The organism is Neisseria bergeri, assembly GCA_003044455.1.
In the GTDB taxonomy this organism is placed as follows: domain Bacteria; phylum Pseudomonadota; class Gammaproteobacteria; order Burkholderiales; family Neisseriaceae; genus Neisseria; species Neisseria bergeri.
The window spans coordinates 34,850-58,168 of sequence record POWY01000009.1; the positions used below are offsets into that span (position 1 = coordinate 34,850).

At 53.3% G+C, this 23,319-nt stretch carries 15 protein-coding genes and 1 CRISPR repeat array; of the genes, 6 read left to right on the forward strand and 9 right to left on the reverse strand.

Annotated features, from left to right (window positions below; genetic code table 11):
* The first annotated feature begins 156 nt into the window (after positions 1-156).
* From DBY86_RS09195 to DBY86_RS13395, 3 genes are all read left to right on the forward strand, one after another.
* A complete protein-coding gene (locus DBY86_RS09195; RefSeq protein ID WP_199901081.1) occupies positions 157-2,271 on the forward strand; it encodes a TonB-dependent siderophore receptor in 2,115 nt (704 codons plus the stop codon).
* Positions 2,272-2,340: 69 nt separating this feature from the next.
* Positions 2,341-3,273 (forward strand): alpha/beta hydrolase, encoded by a 933-nt coding sequence (locus DBY86_RS09200; RefSeq protein WP_107819745.1) that lies wholly within the window; start codon positions 2,341-2,343, stop codon positions 3,271-3,273.
* Positions 3,274-3,309: 36 nt separating this feature from the next.
* Positions 3,310-3,504, forward strand: a complete 195-nt coding sequence (locus tag DBY86_RS13395) for a hypothetical protein (RefSeq protein WP_199901082.1) — start codon at positions 3,310-3,312, stop codon at positions 3,502-3,504.
* Positions 3,505-3,586: 82 nt separating this feature from the next.
* Positions 3,587-3,886: direct repeats of the CRISPR family, unit length 36 nt; unit sequence GTTGTAGCTCCCATTCTCATTTCGCAGTGCTACAAT.
* A gap of 63 nt (positions 3,887-3,949) precedes the next feature.
* On the opposite strand, the gene cas2 is transcribed toward DBY86_RS13395, so the two are convergent.
* The 6 genes from cas2 to DBY86_RS09235 all read right to left on the reverse strand — a co-directional run bounded on the left by cas2 (position 3,950) and on the right by DBY86_RS09235 (position 16,423).
* Positions 3,950-4,276 carry a CRISPR-associated endonuclease Cas2 gene (gene cas2 / locus DBY86_RS09210; RefSeq protein ID WP_107819746.1) on the reverse strand — a complete coding sequence of 109 codons (327 nt, stop codon included), beginning with the start codon at positions 4,274-4,276 and terminating at the stop codon, positions 3,950-3,952.
* Positions 4,269-5,183 (reverse strand): type II CRISPR-associated endonuclease Cas1, encoded by a 915-nt coding sequence (gene cas1, locus DBY86_RS09215; protein WP_107819747.1) that lies wholly within the window; start codon positions 5,181-5,183, stop codon positions 4,269-4,271. Before cas1 ends, cas2 begins: the two co-directional genes overlap by 8 nt.
* A gap of 65 nt (positions 5,184-5,248) precedes the next feature.
* Positions 5,249-8,494, reverse strand: a complete 3,246-nt coding sequence (gene cas9, locus DBY86_RS09220) for a type II CRISPR RNA-guided endonuclease Cas9 (RefSeq protein ID WP_107819748.1) — start codon at positions 8,492-8,494, stop codon at positions 5,249-5,251.
* Positions 8,495-8,772: 278 nt separating this feature from the next.
* Positions 8,773-12,207, reverse strand: coding sequence for a DNA polymerase III subunit alpha (gene dnaE / locus DBY86_RS09225; protein WP_107819749.1), 3,435 nt, complete (start codon positions 12,205-12,207; stop codon positions 8,773-8,775).
* 217 nt (positions 12,208-12,424) lie between these two features.
* Positions 12,425-14,128 (reverse strand): ABC transporter ATP-binding protein/permease, encoded by a 1,704-nt coding sequence (locus tag DBY86_RS09230; RefSeq protein ID WP_107819750.1) that lies wholly within the window; start codon positions 14,126-14,128, stop codon positions 12,425-12,427.
* A gap of 99 nt (positions 14,129-14,227) precedes the next feature.
* A complete protein-coding gene (locus DBY86_RS09235; protein WP_107819751.1) occupies positions 14,228-16,423 on the reverse strand; it encodes a TonB-dependent siderophore receptor in 2,196 nt (731 codons plus the stop codon).
* A gap of 302 nt (positions 16,424-16,725) precedes the next feature.
* On the opposite strand from DBY86_RS09235, the gene DBY86_RS13750 reads away from it, so the two are divergent.
* The 3 genes from DBY86_RS13750 to DBY86_RS09255 all read left to right on the forward strand — a co-directional run bounded on the left by DBY86_RS13750 (position 16,726) and on the right by DBY86_RS09255 (position 18,670).
* Entirely contained in the window at positions 16,726-17,208 is a 483-nt protein-coding gene (locus DBY86_RS13750; RefSeq protein ID WP_234403430.1) for an RNA-binding S4 domain-containing protein, read from the forward strand.
* Positions 17,186-17,389, forward strand: coding sequence for an oxidoreductase-like domain-containing protein (locus DBY86_RS09245; RefSeq protein WP_107819753.1), 204 nt, complete (start codon positions 17,186-17,188; stop codon positions 17,387-17,389). The genes DBY86_RS13750 and DBY86_RS09245 overlap by 23 nt, the downstream gene beginning before the upstream one ends.
* Positions 17,390-17,833: 444 nt before the next feature.
* Positions 17,834-18,670: a PHP domain-containing protein gene (locus DBY86_RS09255; protein WP_107819754.1), complete on the forward strand. Its 837-nt coding sequence runs from the start codon at positions 17,834-17,836 to the stop codon at positions 18,668-18,670.
* 53 nt (positions 18,671-18,723) lie between these two features.
* On the opposite strand, the gene DBY86_RS09260 is transcribed toward DBY86_RS09255, so the two are convergent.
* From DBY86_RS09260 to DBY86_RS09270, 3 genes are read right to left on the reverse strand one after another with little or no spacing between them, the layout of a single operon-like run.
* The gene (locus DBY86_RS09260) at positions 18,724-20,016 is read right to left on the reverse strand and encodes a valine--pyruvate transaminase (protein WP_107819755.1); all 1,293 of its coding nucleotides are present in this window, start codon (positions 20,014-20,016) and stop codon (positions 18,724-18,726) included.
* 55 nt (positions 20,017-20,071) lie between these two features.
* Positions 20,072-21,982, reverse strand: coding sequence for an NADH-dependent dehydratase PglD (gene pglD / locus DBY86_RS09265; protein ID WP_107819756.1), 1,911 nt, complete (start codon positions 21,980-21,982; stop codon positions 20,072-20,074).
* A gap of 47 nt (positions 21,983-22,029) precedes the next feature.
* Entirely contained in the window at positions 22,030-23,205 is a 1,176-nt protein-coding gene (locus tag DBY86_RS09270; RefSeq protein WP_107819788.1) for a DegT/DnrJ/EryC1/StrS family aminotransferase, read from the reverse strand.
* Positions 23,206-23,319 lie beyond the last annotated feature (114 nt).

Below are 23,319 nucleotides of genomic sequence, written 5' to 3' on the forward strand. Positions count from 1 at the left end.
AGGTTGTTTGCGGTGAAAAGTCAGATTTTATGCGGGAAACGCAGACGTGTCGCATTTTCGACAAAATTTGTCGGCTGCGCGATATGTTTTTCCGAACAAGCCGCGTTGTGCTTTATTAAAATAGAACCATTATCATTTATGTGAATGGGACAGTTTATGTCAGTTTTCCGCATCAATATGACCGCCGCCACGGTTTTGGCAGCACTTTCGTCTTCGGTTTTTGCCGCACAAACGGCGGATTTGGAAACCGTCCACATCAAAGGGCAGCGTTCTTACAACGCGATTGCCACCGAGAAAAACGGCGATTACAGCTCGTTTGCCGCCACTGTCGGCACAAAAATCCCCGCATCTTTGCGCGAAATTCCGCAATCCGTCAGCATCATCACCAACCGGCAGGTCAAAGACCGCAATGTCGATACGTTTGACCAGTTGGCACGCAAAACGCCCGGCCTGCGCGTGTTGAGCAACGACGACGGACGCTCTTCGGTTTACGCGCGCGGTTACGAATACAGCGAATACAACATCGACGGTCTGCCCGCGCAGATGCAGAGTATCAACGGCACGCTGCCCAACCTGTTTGCCTTCGACCGCGTGGAAGTGATGCGCGGGCCGAGCGGACTGTTCGACAGCAGCGGTGAGATGGGGGGCATCGTGAATCTGGTACGCAAACGCCCGACCAAAGCGTTCCAAGGTCATGCTGCAGCGGGATTCGGTACGCACAAGCAATATAAAGCCGAAGCCGACGTATCGGGCAGCCTCAATTCAGACGGCAGCGTGCGCGGCCGCGTGATGGCGCAGACCGTCGGCGCGTCTCCGCGTCCCGCCGAGAAAAACAACCACCACGAAACCTTCTACGCGGCGGCGGATTGGGACATCAACCCCGATACGGTTTTGGGCGCGGGCTATCTTTACCAGCAACGCCGCCTCGCGCCGTATAACGGCCTGCCTGCCGATGCAGACGGCAAATTGCCGTCCCTGCCGCAACACGCATTTGTCGGCGCGGATTGGAACAAATTTAAAATGCACAGCCACGACGTGTTCGCCGATTTGAAACATTACTTCGGCAACGGCGGCTACGGCAAAGTCGGTATGCGCTATTCCGACCGGAAAGCCGATTCCAATTACACGTTTGCGGGCAGCAAACTCAACAATGCCGGACAAGCCAACGTGGCGGGTTTGGGTACGGACATCAAACAAAAGGCGTTCGCGGTTGACGCAAGTTACAGCCGGCCGTTTGCCTTGGGCAACACTGCCAACGAACTCGTCGTCGGCGCGGACTACAACCGCCTGCGCAGCACCAACGAACAAGGCCGTGCAGCCGTTGCGCGTAATGTTGCCTTGGGCGATTTCCACTCTGTTCCCTATGTCAACCTGATGCAGAACGCCCGTGCCGGCGCGCGTGGTTACAGCCATACCGTCGCTACTGAAAACCTTGACGAATTCGGCGTTTACGGCAAATCCGTCTTCCATCCGGTCGACAGGCTGTCGCTCATCGGCGGCGGACGTTTGGGACACTACAAAATCGAAGCGGGCGAAGGCAAAACCCTGCACAAAGCTTCAAAAACCAAATTCACGAGTTACGTCGGTGCGGTTTACGATATAGACGGCAGCAACAGCCTCTACGCCAGCTTCTCCCAACTCTACACGCCGCAAACCAGCCTCGGCACCGACGGCAAGCTGCTCAAACCGCGCCAAGGCAACCAGTTTGAAGTCGGATACAAAGGCAGCTACATGGACGACCGCCTCAACACCCGCGTCTCCCTCTACCGCCTGAAAGACAAAAACGCCGCCGCACCGCTGAACCTGAACAATTGCAACAACTGTTACGCCGCATTGGGCAAGCGCGTGATGGAAGGCGTTGAGACCGAAATCAGCGGCGCGGTTACACCGAAATGGCAAATCCATGCAGGTTACAGCTATCTGCACAGCCAAATCAAAACCGCCGCCAATTCACGCGACGACGGCATCTTCCTGCTGATGCCCAAACACAGCGCGAACCTGTGGACGACTTACCAAGTTACGTCTGGGCTGACCGTCGGCGGCGGCGTGAACGCGATGAGCGGCATTACTTCATCTGCAGGGATGCATGCAGGCGGTTATGCCACGTTCGATGCGATGGCGGCATACCGCTTCACGCCCAAGCTGAAGCTGCAAATCAACGCCGACAACATCTTCAACCGCCATTACTACGCCCGCGTCGGCAGCGCGAACACCTTTAACATTCCCGGTTCGGAGCGCAGCCTGACGGCAAACCTGCGTTACAGTTTTTAAAGGCAAATATACCGTCTGAAACGGCAGCCGCAGCATCATCAAACCACAACAAGCTGCGCGGCATACCCTATGCTCTCACAACTGGAGTATGGCATTGCGAAGGAAAACAGACCGGACCGGCAGGCAGACCGCTTTGCCGGTTCGGTTTTACCGCTTGCCGCCAGTCTGACCCACAAGCCGAACATCATGAAACCCATACCGACCGACACATTCCAACCTGCCATACTGCCCCAAGCCTTTGAAACCGAAATCAAATCCACCTGCACGGGGCGAATCTATCGGATTCAGACGGCAACACTCGGCAAAATGCCGTCTGAAGGTTATCCCGTCCTCTTTGTCCTCGACGGCGAAGCCTTTTTCCCCGCACTTTTCAACATCATGCAGTCGCTGATGAACAACCCCGTTACCCGAAGCAACGCCCCCTGCCTGATCGTAGGCATCGGCTATGTCGGAGGAGGAGTGCGCGATTTGGCACAACGTGCCGCCGACTACACGCCGCCGCTTGGAGACAACGCCACGGCAGACGAACGGCAGCAGTTCGGACAGGCAGACCGCTTCGCCGACTTTATCGACAGCGAACTGACCACCTTTTTAGAAAGCAAATACCGGCTGGACAAAAATGAAACCGCCGTATTCGGGCATTCGTTCGGCGCACTGTTCGGACTGTATTCCCTGCTTTCCCACCGCCGTTTCAGACGGCATTGGCTCGTGTCCCCCTCGATTTGGTGGCACAACAGGCGGATACTCGATTTTATGCCGTCTGAAAACCGGCTAAACGGCATCGATGTCTGCCTCAACATCGGCGCGCTAGAACGGGGCAGCGATTGTAAACGCAGGGAAGAACGCGACATGGCAGGGCAGGCCGAACAAATGGCGGCAGAGTTGGACAGGCGCGGGGCCGCCGTCTTTTTCCGGGAATATCCGAATGCCAACCACGGCAATGCCCCGTTTCACTCGCTGACCGATTGCGTCGAATATTTGAGGAAGGCTTGGCAGAGGTAGGGAATCAGGGGTGGGCATAAAAGGCTTATCGCAAGATTGGAAGCCAAGGAGACCAAAAAAGCCGTCATCGCCGCATTGATGCGTAAGCAGGCAGCGATTGCGTACCGCACAGACAAGAAAATCAAAGATGACGGCTCATCGCGTGACAAACCGGCGGAAATCCTGATAAGAAAAAAAGGCATTTCTTTTGAAACGCCCGCCTTGCCGCGTGTAAAATCCTTTCAATTGTAAGGATTATGTTATCGATCAAAGGAGTATCTTTTCCATTTCGCAGTGCTACAATAATTCACGCCGTACCAACCCAACCAAATAGGTTGTAGCTCCCATTCTCATTTCGCAGTGCTACAATGCCGCGCTATGATTGCCTGCCCTCCGACACGTTGTAGCTCCCATTCTCATTTCGCAGTGCTACAATCTGAACGTGCGGCGTAGTTTCATCATATTGGTTGTAGCTCCCATTCTCATTTCGCAGTGCTACAATCGTGGTCAGGCTCTCCAACACGCATTCGAGGTTGTAGCTCCCATTCTCATTTCGCAGTGCTACAATACGGTACGTTGGTTGTCGGTGGCCCCGACTGTTGTAGCTCCCATTCTCATTTCGCAGTGCTACAATACTCCAACGGGAAATCCTTATTCTATAAGGGTTTCCCGTTTTATTTTGACTAAAAAAGTGGCTTTAAAATAATAATAGTTGGTCTGAATTGACCTTTTTTTCTTGGGTTTTCAGTTCGCCCAACAGCAGTTTCATAGCGGCATATTGCTTTTCTGTTACTTCCAAACAGCGGATTGAGCCTTCTTGCGGCAGGTTTGCACACAGCCTGTTGTGGTGTTTTTGCAACGAATCTCGGCCTTTGACGATACGGCTGTATACGGAAAGCTGGAGCATTTGGTATCCGTCTTTTAATAAAAACTGGCGGAATTGATTGGCGGCTTTGCGTTTTGCCGCCGTGATAACCGGTAGGTCGAAGAAGACGATAATCCTCATAAATTTGGCCTCACTCATATCGGTATTCTTTCAATGGTAGGATTTCAGGCAGTTTCAGTTGTTTGGCGTTTTTATCGGTTACACCGGCTTGAAATGACGAAACCATTTTGTCGATGGCAGCCAAGGTGCTGAAATGTTGCCGTTCGATGCTGATTTGATAGTGAAGGGTTTTGATAAGGTGTTGTTTGATGCCGGGGGTCAGTTCGGCTTTCAGACGGCCTTGTTCGTACAAATGTATCACGGTCAGGTCGGCTAATGGGCGTAAGGGTTCGATAAAGTCATCGGCGAGATTGAATGGATTGAGTTCGCTTCCATGAAACAAGCCTAATGCGGGCAACCAACCGTATAAGGTGAGGGTGCGTGCAACTGCGGCACGGAGCACGGCGTAGGTGTAGTTCAATGCGGCATTGACGGCGTTGTTGTCATTACGGGTAAATTTTTCTCCAAAGAGGGCTTGGAAGTAGAGGGCGGCAGCTTGGGCTTCACGGTTTCCTGTATCGCCTGAACGGACTTCAGATGCCAAAGTGCGCAGCCGTTTGGCTGCAAGATCATTGCCTGTTTCATCTGCAACAAAGGCTTGGTTCAGGATTTTTTGGCGGACGATATGTTGCCAGAATTGCTTTTTTAAGGGTTCGCTTATGTTCAGTTGCAGCTTGAGGATTTTAAGCTGGCGGTGATATTGGGCATAAGGCAGCCATTGTCCGCAGGGTAGGAACTGCTCGTCGCAGGTCAGCAGGGTTGCGCCATGTTCGGCTAAGGCTGATAGGAGCGGGGCGGTAATCAGGGTTTCGCGATTTTCGATGATGATAACGGCGATGTCTTCTAATGGTACGGTATGGGACTCGCCGTTTTGTTGAATCAGCAATTGCCGGCGTTGCAAGGATAGTTTGCCGCCGTTTTGAATGAGCAGGCTGCGCCAAGTCATGTTTTTCCCCTTATTTTGATATAAAAATCCCTGCTTCAGGCCGTCTGAAGCAGGGACAGATTAATTTAACGGACAGATGGGCGTTTTTTCAGACGGCATGGTCTGATTTCTTTGCCCAGTTCATCGATTTGGTGTTTTTGGAATGAAAGGGCAGTTTTAATTCCGATTCGATATACACCGTCTTTACCTTTAGTTTTATCTAAATCATGTGAACGCAAAGAAATGTTGCCAGTAGAACGATCTAATCCAGAAAAATAGCCGAAGAAAGTTTCTTTTTTAAGTTCAGCTTTAATCAGATCATTCGCATAAAGTACAAACCTAAACTCAAAACTATCATCCATTACCGTCCAATCTTCTTCATCTTTGAAAGCAACAACAGCCCTATCCGGTAAAATCCCTTTCGCTACCTGCCAACTGTAAATCGGGACCAGATAATACTTGCCGCCTTTCTCAAACACATCTACGCGCACCATGGTTGCGTTGTCGGCAATGCCGTTATGGTTGCGCACCCATACGCCGGTTTTCTGTACTTGCTCTACGCGCACGGCTTTTACCTGTTGGGTGCGGTTGCCTGCTTTATCGTATTTGTAAAACGGTTCGGCAAAGGCTTTGGCTGGGTCGTCTTTATGTGCTTCCAAACGTGCTTTCAGTGCTTCGTATAGCTTAGGTTCGCGCTCCCGATTGACCATTTTTTCCAAGTCTTTCAGTTTTAACTGTGTCAGCGGTACGCGCAACACGCTGATGCCTTCGTCCAGCCGTTTGGCGGATTTGACGGTTTCCATATGGCCTTGCCCGCTCATCTTCCGATTGGGCGCACGCGAAACAAACAGTGGCGTAACGTATTCGTGCACGGCTTCGGGACGAGATGATAATTTTTCTGCGAGCAGGGTACGCAGTTTTTCGGGGGTATCCGCTTCTTCAAATTCGGGTTTCCCGTCCGGTTTGCCGAAGACGCGAATCATGACTTCTTGTGCGAAAAATTCCCAAGGTTGCGGGAAGTGTGTTTTTTGATGCAGCACTTCTCCTGTTTCTTTATCTATGGTTTTCCCGTCAAACGCGTTCATTTCTTTATAGCGTACAAAACGGGTAATTTTCTGCTGCATGGCAACGGTCGAGCAGGCAACGACGACGGCATCCAAGGCGTGATGGCGGTCGTTTTCCGCACGCACTTTGCGCAATCCCCAAAAGCCGCGCAACAGATTGGTAATTTGTCCGTTGGATGCAAAGACACGTCTTTTCCTTTTACCTGTCAGCAGCATATGGTCGGCAACGAATTGGCACAGGAAACGGTTGACGTAGCGCGTATCGTTCAGATTGCGTTCTTTAAAGCCCTCTTCATCGAATTTTTGCAGCAGAATCCGTTGTTTTTTACTGCGTGGGAAACGGCTGGTTTCGACACGCGCTTTAAATTCCTGCCATTCGCGGCTGTTGTCTTTGCCGTTGAAGTATTCGTAAGGGGTTTGATTGCCTTTGTTTTGGTTTTCGCTGCCCAATACCAGCACTTTATTGTTGAAACTGTCGTCCCATGTGCGCGAGAACGGCAGGGCATGGTCAATTTCGACATAGCCTTTTTCGTTCAGACGGCCTAAGTTGATTTCTTTGCCCGAATACAGGCATTTGCCGTGTTGTTGCTCGTACAGGCGCAGTTTCAGAATATCTTTGGATTTGGGTTCGCCGACAAAATTGGGGAAATACTCTCGGAATTTGGCGGCGGCTTTTTCACGGTCTTTACGGTTTTCTTCTTGGCGTTTTTCGATTTCTTTGCGGTCTTTAAACGATTTTCCTACTTCCCTTGCCGTTTCAATATGGATACGTGCGGGGGAGCCGTAACGCCGAACCACGCCGTTAATGACTTTTCTGGCCTGAGATAAGGCACGCAAAACAACGGGGTTGCGGATTTCGTCGGCAGGGATGGGCGGCAGATCAATCTTTTCTTCCGTATTCTTCTTGCCGTAATGGTCTCCGTAGATTTCGGCGCAGGCTTCATCGTAACGTTTGCCTTGTTCCATTAGAGGCACAATTCGGCGCAATGCTTTCAAGGAAATTTGAACGAACTTGTCGAAGCTGATGTGTTTTAACAGCGCTTCTAAGATTTCGGGCTGTACACGGTCTTTCAGACGGCCTGTAATGTCCTCATCGGTTTTGAACAGGGAGAATGCCGTGCCGATTTCGTCTTGTAATTCGGGAGAAAGGTTTAATGGGGATTTTTTGTCTTTCAATCCTTCTTTTTCCAGCGCACGGCTGATGGCATGGTAGGCCTTCATTTCCATCAACGTTGAGGCTTCGGCATTGTCTTTACCATAGCGCAAGCCTTTGAAAAAGGCGGTATTGTCTAGCTCCAAAAGCTTACGGGCTTGTGCGTAAGTCAGTTTGGATTTTCTGTATGGCTCATCTATAAGCGTGGTGCGTTCGGTATCGGTCAATGGCCGCTCGCTGCCTTGCTCTAAAATACGCAGGTTATTCAGTTTGGTTAGCCAGACGAAACGTTCGGCTGTGTAGGTGTTTTTAGCGGCTTTCGGCTCTGTCGGCTCAAAGGTGCAATGCCCCAACATTTTTTGAACAGCATCGCCGGATAGGGCGGGGCGTTGCGTCATCAGCAGGGTTTCAATACCTTCTTTAAGGCCGCCTGAAATATGCGGATTGCCGAATTCTTTTTGTTTTTCAAACAATAAATTCAGCTCCGCCTGCAAATCTTTGCGGCTGAACGTATGCGAATAATCGCCGCGCTGGTTGCGGATATGGCCGCTTTCTTTCTCAAATTTATTTAAAGCCAATTCGGCCGGTGTGCGGAAATCGCCTGTCTGTAAGGCATGGGCATTGCCGGCTACGCCTTTAAGCAAAGCGCCAAGCTCCTTATCGGCAGTTTCGCCCTCGTTTTTCCGTTGCGATAAATAGCCGCGATGTTTGATTAAATGCAACAAGACTGCCGACCACTCTAAAGGCGTCAGTTTGCGGTCTAATGCGGCTGCGCGAAGTTGCCATGGTGTATTCGGTAAGGATTTAATCAAGCCGTTTTCGTCAAAATTGGCGGCTTGTAATACGCCTTCGCGTTTCAATAGGCGGCGGGTCCGAAGCAGGCGGTGGGCGCGACGGCGGGTCAGGCGGCGAACACTGCGTGCCAAGCGTCTTGCCGCTGCGAGAGAGTCGCCTGTTTTCGGTACTTCCGCACGCTCAAATACGCGCACACCTAAATCAATCAGGCGGGTGGGGTTTTCTTCTTCATCAATTTCTACCATTGCCCAGCCGACGGATGCGATGCCGATATCGAGACCGAGGATGTAGTTGATTGGATTAGGTTTGGAGGCAGCCATTTATTACTCCGTAAACAACGTTGCAAATAATGATAATATATCTGATTGTCTTATTTATATACAAATAGATTATTGACTTATCATCTCACAACGGCTAGAATTCTGAACATATTGTCGCGCTGCGAAATGAGAACCGTTGCTACAATAAGGCCGTCTGAAAAGATGTGCCGCAACGCTCTGCCCCTTAAAGCTTCTGCTTTAAGGGGCATCGTTTATTTCGGTTAAAAAATGCCGTCTGAAACCGGTTTTTGGGTTTCAGACGGCATTTGTATTTCGGGTTACCAGTTGACGCGCACCGACCGGCTGCCGAGCAATGTTTCCAGTTCGCCGAACAATGCGGAACTCGGCGTAACCGTCCATTTCGGCGGCACTTGAAGCCTGCCCGACGCTTTTTCGTTGGCATACGACAGTTGCAGCGGGATGCGCGGCGTGTCGGGCAGTTGGTGGGCGGCGAGCAGTTGTACCAGTCCGCCGATGTCGTGATGCGGGGCGAGGGCGAGGCTGAGGCTGCGGGCGTAGCGTTCGCGCGCCGTTTGCAGGGTCATGACTTGGTTTGCCAGAATACGCAGCCCGTCGCCGCCGCCGTAGTCGTCGCGGCTGACTTTGGATTCGATAATCAGCACTTGGTCGGATTTGAGGTAGTCGGCACAGTTTTCCAGCGTGTGGCCGCTGACCATGATTTCAATCTGCCCGCTCAAATCTTCGAGGCTGACAAAGGCGATTTTGCCGCGTTTGCCCATCGTGGTGCGCACGGCGGTCACGAATCCGGCGAGGCGCACGCTGTCTTGCGGTTTGAGTTTCGACAGTTTCTGCGGGGCGATTTGGCGGACTTCTTGGGCATACGGGCCAAAGGGGTGGCCGGACAGATAAAAGCCGATGACGGTTTTTTCTTCGGCGAGTTTTTCCGATTCGCTCCACATGGGCGCGTCAACGAGCCGCACCGGTTCGATGGCATCTTCCATCATGTCAAACAGCCCGCCCTGATTGGCGTTGGCGGCTTTTTGGTCGGCGTTGTTCATGGCAAGGTCGATGTTTGCCAAGAGCATGGCGCGGTTGGGTTCGATGCTGTCGAACGCGCCGCCGCGTATCAGGGCTTCAAGGGTGCGGCGGTTCATGTGTTCTTTGCCGACGCGCTCGCAGAAGTCCAACAGGCCGGTAAATTTGCCGCCGCTTTGCCGCGCGGCGGTGATGGATTCGACGGCGGCTTCGCCCGTGCCTTTAATCGCGCCGAGTGCGTAGCGGATTTTCATGTTCGGATACGGCGTGAAGCGGTAGTCGGATTCGTTGATGTCGGGCGGCAGGAACTCGATGCCGTTGGCGCGGCAGTCGTCGTAGAAATGCTTGAGCTGGTCGGTGTTGTCCAATTCAGACGACATGGTCGCCGCCATAAATTCGGCGGGGTAATGGGCTTTGAGCCATGCGGTCTGGTAGGAAATCAGGGCGTAGGCGGCGGCGTGGGATTTGTTGAAACCGTAGCCGGCGAATTTTTCCATATAGTTGAAGATTTCGTCGGATTTTTCGCGCGAAATGCCTTGTTTTGCCGCGCCTTCGGCGAAGATTTCGCGGTGTTTCACCATCTCTTCGGGCTTTTTCTTACCCATGGCGCGACGCAGCAGGTCCGCGCCGCCGAGCGAGTAGCCGCCGATAATCTGCGCCGCCTGCATCACTTGTTCCTGATACACCATAATCCCGTAGGTCGGCGCGAGGATGCCTTCGAGCAGCGGGTGGATGTATTGGAATTCCTGCCCCTTCATGCGCGCGACGAAGTCGGGGATGTTGTCCATCGGGCCGGGGCGGTAGAGCGATACGAAGGCGATGAGTTCTTCAAACTTGGTGGTGTGCGCCGTTTTCAGCATTTTTTTCATGCCGGTCGACTCGAACTGGAAGACGGCGGTGGTGTTCGCGTCGCGGAAGATTTTGTAGGCGGCTTGGTCGTCGAGCGGGATTTTGCCGACATCGACAATATCGCCGGTGGTGTTTTTGATGTTGTTCTGCGCCATTTCGATAATGGTCAGGTTGCGCAGGCCCAAAAAGTCGAACTTCACCAAACCCACGTCTTCCACGTCGCCCTTGTCGTACATGGATACGGGCGAAGCGGATTCGTCCGCCTGATACACGGGGCTGTAATCGGAAATCTTGCCCGGCGCAATCAACACGCCGCCCGCGTGCATACCCAGACCGCGCGTCAAATCTTCCAGCTTTTTCGCCAGCGTAATCAGTTCGTCCGCTTCTTCCGCTTCGATCAATTCCTGAATCTGCGGCTCCGCCTTCATTGCATCGTCCAAACCCAAAGGTTTGTTGGCTTCCAACGGAATCAGCTTCGACAGTTTGTCGCACAGGGTAAACGGCAGTTCCAGCACGCGCCCTACGTCGCGTATCACCGCTTTGGACGACATCGTGCCGAAGGTAACAATTTGGCTGACCGCCTCCGCGCCGTATTTCTCGCGCACATATTCAATCACGCGGCCGCGGTTGCTTTGGCAAAAGTCCACGTCGAAGTCGGGCATAGAAACGCGTTCGGGGTTTAGGAAACGCTCGAACAGCAGCGCGTATTTGAGCGGATCAAGGTCGGTAATCTTCAATGAATACGCCACCAGCGAACCCGCGCCCGAACCACGGCCCGGCCCGACCGGACAGCCGTGTGTTTTCGCCCAGTTGATAAAGTCTTGTACGATAAGGAAATAGCCGGGGAATTTCATCTGGATGATGATGTTCAGCTCAAAATCCAGCCGTTCCTGATATTCCGGCATTTTCGCCGCCCGCTCCGCCTCGTCGGGATAAAGCTGAATCATGCGTTCCTGCAAGCCTTCGTTGGACAGCTTGACCAGATAATCGTCCAGCGACAGGCCGTCCGGAGTAGGGAAGAGCGGCAGGAAGTTTTTGCCCAATGTGATGTGCAGATTACAGCGTTTGGCAATTTCTACCGTGTTTTCCAAGGCTTCGGGCAAATCGGCGAAACGTTCGGCCATCGTTTCCGGCGGAATGAAAAACTGACCCGGCGTGAAATCGCGCGGACGTTTCTTGTCCGTCAATACCCAGCCGCCTGCGATACACACCCGCGCCTCGTGCGCGTTGAAATCGTCGCGGCTCATAAACTGCGTCGGATGCGTCGCCACTACCGGCAAACCCAGTTCCTCCGCCAGCTTCACGCTGCCGGAAACGCAAGCCTCCCATTCGGGACGCTCGGGCAGGCGTTGCAGCTCTAAATAAAACGCATCGGGAAACCACGCCGCATATTTCAACGCCGCCGCACGCGCCGCGTCTTCATTGCCGTTCAACAGATTCACGCCCACTTCGCCGTAATGCGCGCCGCTCAAACAAATCAAGCCGCTGTTGTCGCCGTTTTCCAGCCATTCGGGATTGAGTTCCGCATGGTGGACATTGCGGTCTTTGCCGACATAAGCCGCCGTTAAAAGCTCGCTCAAGCGCAGATAGCCCGCATCGTTGCGGATAATCAGCATGGCGCGGAACGGCTTGTCGGGCGCATTCGGATTGCCTATCCACACATCCGCTGCACCGACAGGCTTAATCCCCGCGCCGCGGCAGGCTTTATAGAATTTCACCAAGCCGAATTCGTTCATCAAATCACTGATGCCCAAAGCAGGCAAACCGTATTCCTGCGCTTTGGCAATCAGTTTTTTAATCCGTACCATGCCGTCGGTAATCGAGAATTCGGTATGCAGGCGCAGGGGGATGTAGGTCGGCTCGGTCATGGCAAAATCGGCGTGAACAATAAAAGGCGTATTGTAGCAGGGTTGTCTTCAGATGGCGGTGTAGGTAATGCCGTTTCGGATTCAGACGGCATGACCTGCAAATGTTTTTGAGCTTTTACGACGGCAAAAAAATGCCTCCTGCCGTATGGCGGAGGCTTCCCAAGGAGTATTGATAGATATAAAGAACTATCAAACTAGTCATAAAGAACTATATACCTTATTTGGACGGACGGCAAGCAGTTAAATTAATTTTACGTTCAAACAGGTTTTTGATTTCGTTTTGATGGCTGATGCCGATGACCAGTGTATCGGGCAGTTCGCGTTTGAGGAGGTGCATCAGCGTCAATGCGGATTCGTCGTCGAGCTGGTTGGTGGCTTCGTCAAGGAACAGAATTTGCGGTTTGTGCAGCAATGCGCGGGCAAGGCTGAGCCGCTGTTGTTCGCCGCCTGACAGGAGGGAGTGCCATTCCCTTTCGGTATCCAAGTCGTCGGTCAGACAGCCTAACCCTACCTGTTCCAATGCCGTCTGAAGGGCGTGGTCGTCTGTATGTGCGGCATTCGGGTAGTGGGCGGTTTGACGCAGGGTTCCGGCGGGAAGATAGGGGCGTTGCGGTAGGAACAATGTTCCGCCTTTTAATGTGAAATTGCCGAGATAATAAGGCCACAACCCTGCCAATACGCGCAGAAGGGTGGATTTTCCGATGCCGCTTTTGCCTTCGAGCAATACCCATTCGGGGGCGCGGGCTTTGAGGGTGATACCGGAGAGCAGTTTGCCGCCGCTTTGGGTGTGGACGGTCAGGTCTTGCAGGGCGAGGATGCCGCCTGCTTTGTTGCCGGACGGTGATGGGTCGGGCTTTTGTATTGCGGCTGCCGTTGTCCTTTTTTCACTTATTTGTTCCAATGCCGTCTGAAAACCGGAAAGGCGTTCGACGACTGCCGCCCATTCGATAAGGCTGCGGTAGTAATCGGTAAACCAGCCGAAGCTGTCTTGAACCCGGGCAAACGATGTGCGGGTCTGCATCATATCGCCGAAGGTCAGGGTTTTCGCCAGATACATGGGTAACGTGGCGAGGATGGGGATAAAGATGCTGATGCGGACGTAGGTTGCAAAGAAGGTTTCTTGGCGGAATTCGCAGTTGGTCAGCTGCCGCCAGTTGTCGCGGATACGCTTAAAACGCTGTTTCAGCCGGTCTGCTTCGGCATCGTTGCCATTGTAAAAGGCGATTTGTTCGGCATTATCGCGCACACGCAGGAGGGCGGCGCGGTAATCGGCTTCGCGGTGCTGGCGGTCAATGTTGAGGATTTTCAGTTTGCGGCCGACGAGGTGTGCGAAGAGTGTGCTGATGACGGAATAAATCAGGGCAACCCAGACGAGGTAGCCGTGCAGGGTGATGTTTTGTCCGCCGATATTGAAGGTTTGTACGCCGGAGAGCGTCCACAGTACGGCGACGAACGCGCTGAATTTGGCAACGTTGTTGATGAAGGAGCGAAAGAGGCTGATGCTTTTGTCGGCGAGGAGGTAGATGTCTTCGGCGATACGCTGGTCGGGGTTGTCCGGTTCGCCCGTCAGGCGCAGGCGGTAGTGTTTGTGTTCGTCAAGCCAGTGGTGTTGGAACTGCTCGGTCAGATGGGAACGCCAGCGGAAAATAAGGCGTTTCTGCAGCCAGTCCCCAAATCCGATGCAGGCAACAATCATTGCCATATATCCTAAAAATTCACTGATCAGGGAAGGCATGGACGCGCCGTCGAATGCGGCCAGCGCATCATAGAAGCGTTTGTCCCAAGCGGCTATCCAAACGCTGATGGTGGTTGAAAAAAGCGTAAGGCCGATGAGTGAGGCGAGTATCAGCCATTGGGTTTTGCTGTGTCTGCCTGTCCAAAACGGACGGGCAAGATGAAGGAAGTTTTTTAGGGATTTCATGATGTTTTTAATGCATACGGCAAGCCGTCCGAAAGCAGGGTCAGGCTTTCAGACGGCCTCTTTGATTAAAAATGATACTTTTGCAGCGAAGGCACGCCCTTACATCTTCCATTTCAGGCTGAACACGGCATTACGCGGTTCGCCGTAGAAGTTGCCGTAGTTTTTTGTACGGTTGCTGTTGTTTTCATAGTAGCGTTTGTCGGTCAGGTTGTTGACTGCCAGCCCCAGTTGCAAATTGTCGGTCGGACGGTATTGCAAACCGGCATTCCAAACCGTATAGCCGCCTTGGGGCAGTTTGCTGCCGGTTTTGCTTTGACTGGATAAGCCCATACCGATGCTTAACTTACCGTTTGCAAACGGCGGCGTATAGCTGCTGTAAGCGCGGAAAATGTGTTTTGGAGTCCAGTTGGCAAAATCGCCCTCGGTATGGGGATGGTTTTCTGTTTTGCGGATATTGTAGGTATAGCCGGCAAACAGTTTCCAATTTGCGCCGATTGCTCCGGAAATTTCCGCATCTGCACCGCGGCTGCGTTCTTTTGCGGGAACGTAGTAGAAAGTCTGCTTCTTGTTGCCGCTGGCCGGAACGTTGACACGCACGCCGACGTTGGTGTTATCGGTTTGGAACAGGGAAACGGCCGTATTGAGTTTGCCCTGCATCCATTCGCCTTTCCAACCCAATTCGTAGTTTTTACCGACTTCGGGCGCGAGATAGCTGTTGTCCGCATTTGTTTTCAGAGTCGGTTTGTAGATGGATGTATAGCTTGCATAGAGGCTTTGCCCCGGCATGAAATCGTAGGTGATGCCGATGTATGGAATGAATTTGTTGTTTTTGACCGAATAGGTTTTTGCATCATTATCCGGAGCGCCTGCATAACGGGACCAGTTGTAATCGAAGTCGCGTTTCCAATGGGTATAGCGTCCGCCTGCCAACAGATGCAGTTTTTCCGTAGGATTGATGCGGGTACCTGCCGCAAGGGCGTGCGTATAGAAATGGTTGTTGCTGTCCATAATGCTGTATGGTTCGGCGGCCCAGTCCGGCTGAGGGATAACGGCAGAAAATGGATCGTAGCTGCCGGTTGCCTGCATACGGGTATGGTGCAGGGTATTGCGCTCTTTCGAATAATTATGGGTCAGGAAGATGTCGTGGGTTTGACCCAAGGCTTCAAACTTGCCGCGCAGGTTGTTTTGAATATGCAGGTGTTTGCTGTCGTGCTGATAGCGGAAAGCCTGTTGGTCTTCGATACCGATGGATTGATTGGCTTTCAACCCGCTTTTGCCTGCCATTAAGAAAGCATACCTTTGGTCGGAGTGGCTGTTTCGCCAATCGATTTTGCTGTTCCATTTCCAGTTGTCGTTGAAGTAGTGGTCAAATTCTGCAAAAACACCGTTTTTGATGAACCGCCCATGATTCCAATCCGCACCGAAATAGCTGTTGCGCGGCAGGCTGCTTCCGTCTTCCCATAAAGGTAAGCCGTTGAGATTGGGGGTGTTGCGCTGGGCGATACGGTACGCGCCGACAGAAACCTTGCTGTTTTCCCCGATGTCTTTTTCCAAAATGCCGTAAAGAAGGCTGTTTTGCCCTTTCACTTTATCCTGAAAGGTTTTGTCATGATCAAAACTGCCGACAATACGCCCGCGGAGTTGGTTTTCTGGGCTTAAAGTGCCCGAGGCATCCAATTCGATATGCCGTTTGCCGAAACGGTCGGCTAAACCATTCATACTGATTTGTTTTTTAGCCGTCGGTTTTTTGCGTACGGCATTAATCGTACCGCCGGGCGCGCTGTTGGATTGGGTCAGCCCGGCCGCACCACGCACAACTTCAATGTGGTCATACATGGCAAGGTCGGTGATGTTGTGCCCGTCTCTGACAGGGCTGCCGAATATGCCCGGCGCGCCAATAGTGGTGGCCATGCCGTCTTCTTCCAATTTTTCAATATAGAATCCGCGGCTTTGGAAATGGGTGCGGTTCCCTTGGCGGACGACATTTACACCGGTCGTTGTTTTCAACGCATCTGCAAGCGTAGTAATACCTTGATCGTCAATTTGGTTTTTGGTAATCACGCTGACGGATTGCGGCGTCTCGCGCGGAGTCAATGCCAGTCCTGTGGTGGAACTCATGGCCGAAGTCGTATAGTCATTACGGTTTTCGGTACGCAGGCTGCGGTTTTTGGCGGTTACGCGGATTTGTTCCAGTTCTGCCTGTTGCATTTCTCCGGCAGCCTGTGCGGCGTGGGACAATGCGGTCAGGCTGAGCGTCAGTATGCTGAGTTTGAAGAGTTTGTATGGGCGGTTCATGCCTATGCTCCTGTGCAAGGTTGACTTGGTAAAGCTTATTAATGTTGCAAACATATCCCCTGTTTTGAAATAAACCAAATATTACTTGGCGGGTATTCGGACAGGGTAGGATATGGTAGTTTAATGATTCGATACCAATAAAAATAATCAGAAAGAACTATATCGAAATCCTAAAAAAATCAACAGGATTTTTGTTGGATTTGGAGGGGTTTAGATGCTTTGTTTTAAATCAAATTTTTTATCGGGCAAATTTTAATGGTTTTTTGATGGATGATGCCTGCCGTCGTTATAGCGGACGGTTTATGCGTTGGGATATATATAAACGGTTTGCGGATTTATTGTCGGTTTTCAGGGTAATGCGCGGTCGGGATAAGGCGTTGCAGCCTGCTGTTGGACAGGATTTCTTTGATCGGATGGCGGCATATGGGGTTTCAGACGGCATTTTTACTTTTACGGAACAGGTGGGGTGGGATGTGCCGCCGGTTTTGCGGCAATTTGGGGTGCGCGGCGGCAGGTGCTACAATAACGGCCTCTTTCTGAAAGGGGACATTATGGAAGCCACTGTCTATCTCGAAGACAACGAATACATCGCCTTGTGCGACCTCTTGAAGTTGGCCGGACTTGCCGAAAGCGGCGGGCAGGCGAAAGCGTTGATTGCCGAAGGGCTGGTGTTGCGCAACGGCGAAACCGAAACCCGTAAAACCGCCAAAATACGCGGCGGCGAAGTCATCGAGTTTGACGGCGCGCGCTTGGAAATCGCCGATGGATACGACCCTGAAGAATAAAGCCGAAGCCCTTTTGGGCGAGCCGCTTTTAGACGAACCCGTCCGACCCGAGTCGTGGGAATGCTGCGGCAGCGACTGCGGCGAGGCGTGCATTCAGACGATTTATTGGGCGGATAAGGCCCGCTACGACGCGCAACGGCAGAAATTGAAAGAAGCGGGTTGGGCGGACAATGCCGTCTGAAAACGGTTCGGCTTGATATAGTGAATTAACAAAAATCAGGACAAGGCGGCGAGCCGCAGACAGTACAAATAGTACGGAACCGATTCACTTGGTGCTTCAGCACCTTAGAGAATCGTTCTCTTTGAGCTAAGGCGAGCCAACGCTGTACCGGTTTAAATTTAATTCACTATAAAACCACGTTTTCAGACAGTCTTTTATAGTAGATTAAAATTGAAAACGTCCATATCGTCATTCCCGCGCAGGCGGGAATCCGGAAGTTCGAAATAGCGGTTAACCTTAAACATTTCCAATAAATCAAAGTCTGGATTCCCGCCTGCGCGGGAATGACGGCATAGCGGCTTTTCCTTTGCATTTGCCATACGCCCGTCTTCAACATTACCGCCGCCACACCGCCCGACAATATTGAAACACCCTGCCCACCATTTACCACACACATAACGCCTTATGATAGACCTGCACTGCCATTCCACCGTTTCCGACGGTATGCTCTCCCCCGCCGAAGTCGTGCGTCTCGCGCATCAAAACGGCTGCACGCTGCTGGCGTTGACTGACCACGACCACACCGGCGGCATCGCCGAAGCGCGTGCCGAAGCTGACAGGCTCGGTTTGCGCCTGATTAACGGCGTGGAAATCTCCGTAACGTGGCGCGGGCGCACCATACACGTTGTCGGTTTGGATTTCGACGAGCAGGACGAAAACCTGCAAAACCTGTTGGCGCAAGTGCGGAAAGGTCGTCTGAAACGTCTTGAAGCCATCGCCGAAAAACTTGAAAAGAAAGGCATCGGCGGCGCATACGAAGGCGCGCTCGCGCTGGCGGCAAACAAAGAAATGGTCAGCCGCACCCACATCGCCGAGTTCCTCATCAAAAACGGATACGTCAAAAACAAGCAGCAGGCGTTCATCAAATACTTGGGCGACGGCAAATCCTGCGCCGTCCGACACGAATGGGCGACGCTGGCAGACTGCGTTTCCTCCGTCAACGGCGCGGGCGGGTTGGCGGTCATCGCCCACCCCATGCGCTACGATTTGTCCGCCACCGCCAAGCGCAATCTGTTTGAAGAATTTAAAAACCTCGGTGGCGCAGGCATCGAAGTCCACAGCGGCAACTGCTGCAAAAACGACCGCCTTAACTACGCGCTTTTGGCAGAACGCTTCGGTATGCTCGCCAGCGCGGGCAGCGACTTCCACCGTTTAAACGACTTCAGCGGCGGCATTCTTGGCGCGTGTCCCGAACTGCCGGAAAACTGCAAACCGGTGTGGGCGCATTTTTCCCGACATTGAATGCGGATAAAAATGCCGTCTGAAAACTTTTCAGACGGCATTTTTTTTGCGTTTTAAACGTTGTCGTACAGTTTTCGGACGGTTTTACCGATGGCGGCGATGCCTTTTTCCAGCGTTTGAGCGTCCTGCGCAATGCTCATGCGGATGCACTCGCCCGCGTGCGGGTAATCCTGCGTGTCGATGCCGACGAAGAAATGCTCGCCCGGAATAATCAGCGTACCTTCGGCTTTGAGCATTTCGTACAGGGTTTGCGATGAAACGGGCAGGTTTTCAAACCAGAGCCACAGGAAAATCGCGCCTTCGGGTTTGTGGATTTTCATCGGGTACGCGCCCAGCTCGCGCTTGAGCAGCGAGACGGCGGTTCGCGCCTGATTGCGGTAAAACGGCCGGATGACTTGGTCGGCAAGCCGTTTCATCTCGCCGCTTTCCAGTAGAGGGGCGGCGATGGCCGCGCCGAAGCGCGTGGGGGCAAGGTTCACAATCGCGTTCAGGCTGCTGACGGCTTTGACGACTTCGGGCGCGGCGACGATGATGCCGGTGCGAACGCCTGGCAGGCCGACTTTGGAAAGGCTGAAGCAGAGGATGATGTTTTCGTGCCAATTCAGCGTTACGTCGCTGTAAATGATGTTGGGGAACGGCATTCCGTAGGCGTTGTCGATAATCAGCGGAATACCGTGTTCACGCGCCAAAGCGTCCAAACGCGCCATCTCACCGTCGGTCAACACATTGCCGGTCGGGTTGGTCGGGCGCGAACAGCAAATCGCGCCGATTTTGCCTGCTTTGAGTTCGGGCAGGTTTTCCAATGCTTCAAAGTCCACGCGGTATTTGAAGAAGCCTGCTTCGCCTTCGTGTTTGACGTTTTCGATTTTGGGCTTGACGGAAACGAAGTGCTGCCCTTCGACGTGTACGTCGGCATAGCCGATATATTCGGGCGCGAGCGGCAACAAAATGGCTTTTTCTGCGGATGTGCCGTCTGAAAGGTTGAATTTGCCGCCGAAGAGGTTGAATAAATAGAAAAACGCGTTTTGCGAACCGTTGGTCAGCGCGATATTGTCGGCGGTCAGGTTCCAGCCGTATTCGCGGTTGAGGAAGGCGGTCAGTGCGTCAATCAGCGCGGCATCGCCTTGGGGGTTGGAGTAGTTGCCGATGTTTTCGACGGCGTGTTCTGCCGCCAGTTTGGAGAATATGTCGGCAAACGCCCGATCGATTTCCGGAATGCGCGCCGGGTTGCCGCCGCCGAGCATGTTGACGGGCTTGTCGCTTTTGAGCGCGTCGCCGAGGTCGTCCATCAGTTGGAGGATGCCGCTGTGTTGCGTGAATTTTTCGCCGAATGCTGAAAACTGCATGTCAAACTCCGTGTGTGTAAGGTAGGTTGGTTTGTACGTTATGCCGTCTGAAGGTTCAGACGGCATTTTTTGTGTGTGTTTCTCGTACCCAAAGCAGGTCGCAGATGCCGTCGCTCGGGGCAAAGCCGGTCGGGGCGTTGATGAGCAGGGTGCGGATTGCCTGCTGGTCGTAACGGTCGCAGGCCGCACGGATGCGGTTGAGCAGGGCGGAGAGCTCGTGCCACGGCAGCATGGTCTCGTTGGCGGTCATGATGCGCGGATGGCTGGTTTTGCGGACGTTGTCGCCGATGAGCAGCTCTTCGTAGAGTTTTTCTCCGGGACGCAATCCGGTAATGAGGATTTCGATGTCGCCGTCGGGTTGTTCGGGTGTTTTGGGTTTGAGGCCGCTTAGGGTAATCATTTGGCGGGCAAGGTCGATGATTTTGACGGATTCGCCCATGTCGAGGACAAATACGTCGCCGCCCGTACCCATCGCGCCTGCCTGTATGACGAGTTGGGCGGCTTCGGGTATGGTCATGAAATAACGTGTGATTTCGGGGTGGGTCAGGGTAAGCGGGCCGCCTTCGGCGATCTGTTTTTCAAACAGCGGGACAACGGAGCCGGACGAACCTAAAACATTGCCGAAACGCACCATGCTGAAGCGGGTTTTTTGTCCTGGTTCGGCGGCGAGTGCCTGAAGGCAGAGTTCCGCCATGCGTTTGCTGGCACCCATGGTGTTGGTGGGGCGGACGGCTTTGTCGGTGGAGATGAGGACGAAGGTTCTTACGCCCGATGCCGTGGCGGCAAGCGCGCACTCGAGTGTGCCGAAGATGTTGTTGCGTATGCCTTCGACGGTGTTGAATTCGACCATGGGGACGTGTTTGTAGGCAGCGGCGTGATAGACGGTCGCAATGGAAAAGGCGGTCATGACGTGTTCGAGCAGGGTGCGGTTTTGCACCGAGCCGAGAAAGGGCAGGATTTCGGTGTCGAGGCGTTTTTGGATGCAGGTTTCGCGCAATTCTTTTTCGATGGCGTACAGGGCGAATTCGGATAACTCGAACAGCAGCAGCTTTTCGGGGCGGCGGCGGATAATCTGGCGGCAGAGTTCCGAACCGATGGAGCCGCCCGCGCCGGTTACCATGACGGTTTTGCCTTCGATGTCGGCACTCATCAGGCGGTCGTCGGGCGTGACGGGGTCGCGCCCGAGCAGGTCGGAGACGGAGATTTTTTTGAGCGTGCCGATGCTGATTTTCCCGTCCATCAGGTCTTTCATTCCGGGAATGGTCAACACTTCGCACGGATAGGCTTCCAGTTTGCTGATGATTCGGCGGCGTTGTTCCTGAGTCGCGCCGGGGATGGCGAGCAGGATTTTTTCCACGCCGTAGCGTCCGATGAGGGCGGCGATGTCGTCGGGGCGGTAAACGGCAAGGCCGCAGATGACGGTGCGCCACAGTTTGGGGTCGTCGTCCACAAAGGCGGCGGCGGAATATTCGCGCATTTGTTTGACGGCCTCAAGCAGTTGTCTGCCCGACCGTCCCGCGCCGTAAATGATGACGGGGATCATCTGTTTTTTGGGGTGTTCGGACAACAGTCCGCGCAAAACCATACGCGAGCCGGTCACGGAAACAAACAGCAGTAAGAAATAGACAATCGGCAGGGCGAGGCGCAGCCTTTCTTCAAAAATCAATGTGTTGAGGAAGAACAGGACGGCGGAAACAATGCTGCCTGCCAGCGCGGTGGAGAGGATGCGGAAGCTGATGAAGCGTGTAACGGCACGGTAGAGCCCCATTCTGACGAACAGACCGATGGTCAACAGCGCGGTCAATAGGAAAGACTGCCAGTTGGCAGGGTCGAACCATTCGTTCGAGTAGTCGGCCTTTAGGCTTTGGGTGAACCAGAATGCAATGAAAATCATCAGAAAATCGTGTATGAGGAAACAGATTTTCTTGATGTTGCGCGGCAGGGCGATCAGGGTTTCCAGAGTCATATCGTGGGGCGGTATGTGCTTTCAGGCGGCATATGCCGTCTGAAGGGTTATCGTGCGGCTTCGGTCAATACGGCTTCGATGTGTTTTTTGCAGAATGCGATTTCGCCGTCGGTCAGCGTCGGGTGCACCAAGAACATCAGGCTGGTATCGCCCAACTCGACGGCGTTTTTCAGCCGCTCTTTGGGCCGCCACGGCGTGTTGTCGAAGGCTTTTTCCAAATACACTTCTGAGCAGCTGCCTTGATAGCAGGGGACTTTGCGCGCGTTCAGTTCGCTGACGATGCGGTCGCGCGTCCAGCCGTCTTTGAGGTGTTCGGGTTTGACGAAGGCGTAAAACTTGTATTGCGCGTGTTCGATGTAGCCGGCGACTTCAATCAAGCGGATGCTTTTGAATTTGCCCAGGCTTTCCGCCAGCTTGGCGGCGTTTTCTCGGCGGCGCGCCGTCCATTCTGGCATACGTTTGAGCTGGATGCGCCCGATGACCGCCTGCATTTCCATCATACGCCAGTTTGTGCCGAAACTTTCGTGCAGCCAGCGGAAACCGGGTGCGTGTTGGCGGCAGTACACGGCATCGTAGCTTTTGCCGTGGTCTTTGTACGACCACATTTTTTCCCACAGGGTTTTGTCGTTGGTCGTAACCATACCGCCCTCGCCGCCGGTGGTCATGATTTTGTCTTGGCAGAACGACCACGCGCCGACGTGTCCGATGCTGCCGACGGATTTGCCTTTGTATTTCGCGCCGTGCGCTTGGGCGCAGTCTTCGATTACCCAAAGATTATGTTCTTTTGCCAAAGCCATAATGCCGTCCATTTCGGCGGGCATACCGGCAAGGTGGACGACGATGACGGCTTTGGTATTCGGGGTCAGCACAGCCTTGACGGTTTCCGCGCTGATGTTTTGGCTGTTCAAATCCACATCGGCAAACACCGGATTTGCGCCCGCGTTCACAATGCAGGACGCGGAAGCCAAGAAAGTGCGCGAGGTAACGATGACATCGTCGCCCGCGCCTATGCCGATTGCTTTGAGCGCGGCATCGAGTGCCAGCGTGCCGTTGGCAAGGGCGACGGCGTATTGCGTACCGGCGAAGGCGGCAAATTCTTTTTCAAATTCGCGGCATTCGTTTCCCGTCCAGTAATTGACTTTGTTGGACAGCAGGACTTTGGAAACGGCATCGGCTTCTTCTTGGGTGAAGCAGGGCCACGGGGAAAGGGAAGTGTTCAACATGATGGTTTGTCCGTCGGGTTCAGACGGCATTTCCGACCCTATGCCGTCTGAAAGGGGTGCGTCCCGAAGAATCGGGCGCACGCCGCAGGTGTTGTCAAAATCGGTCTGTACGGG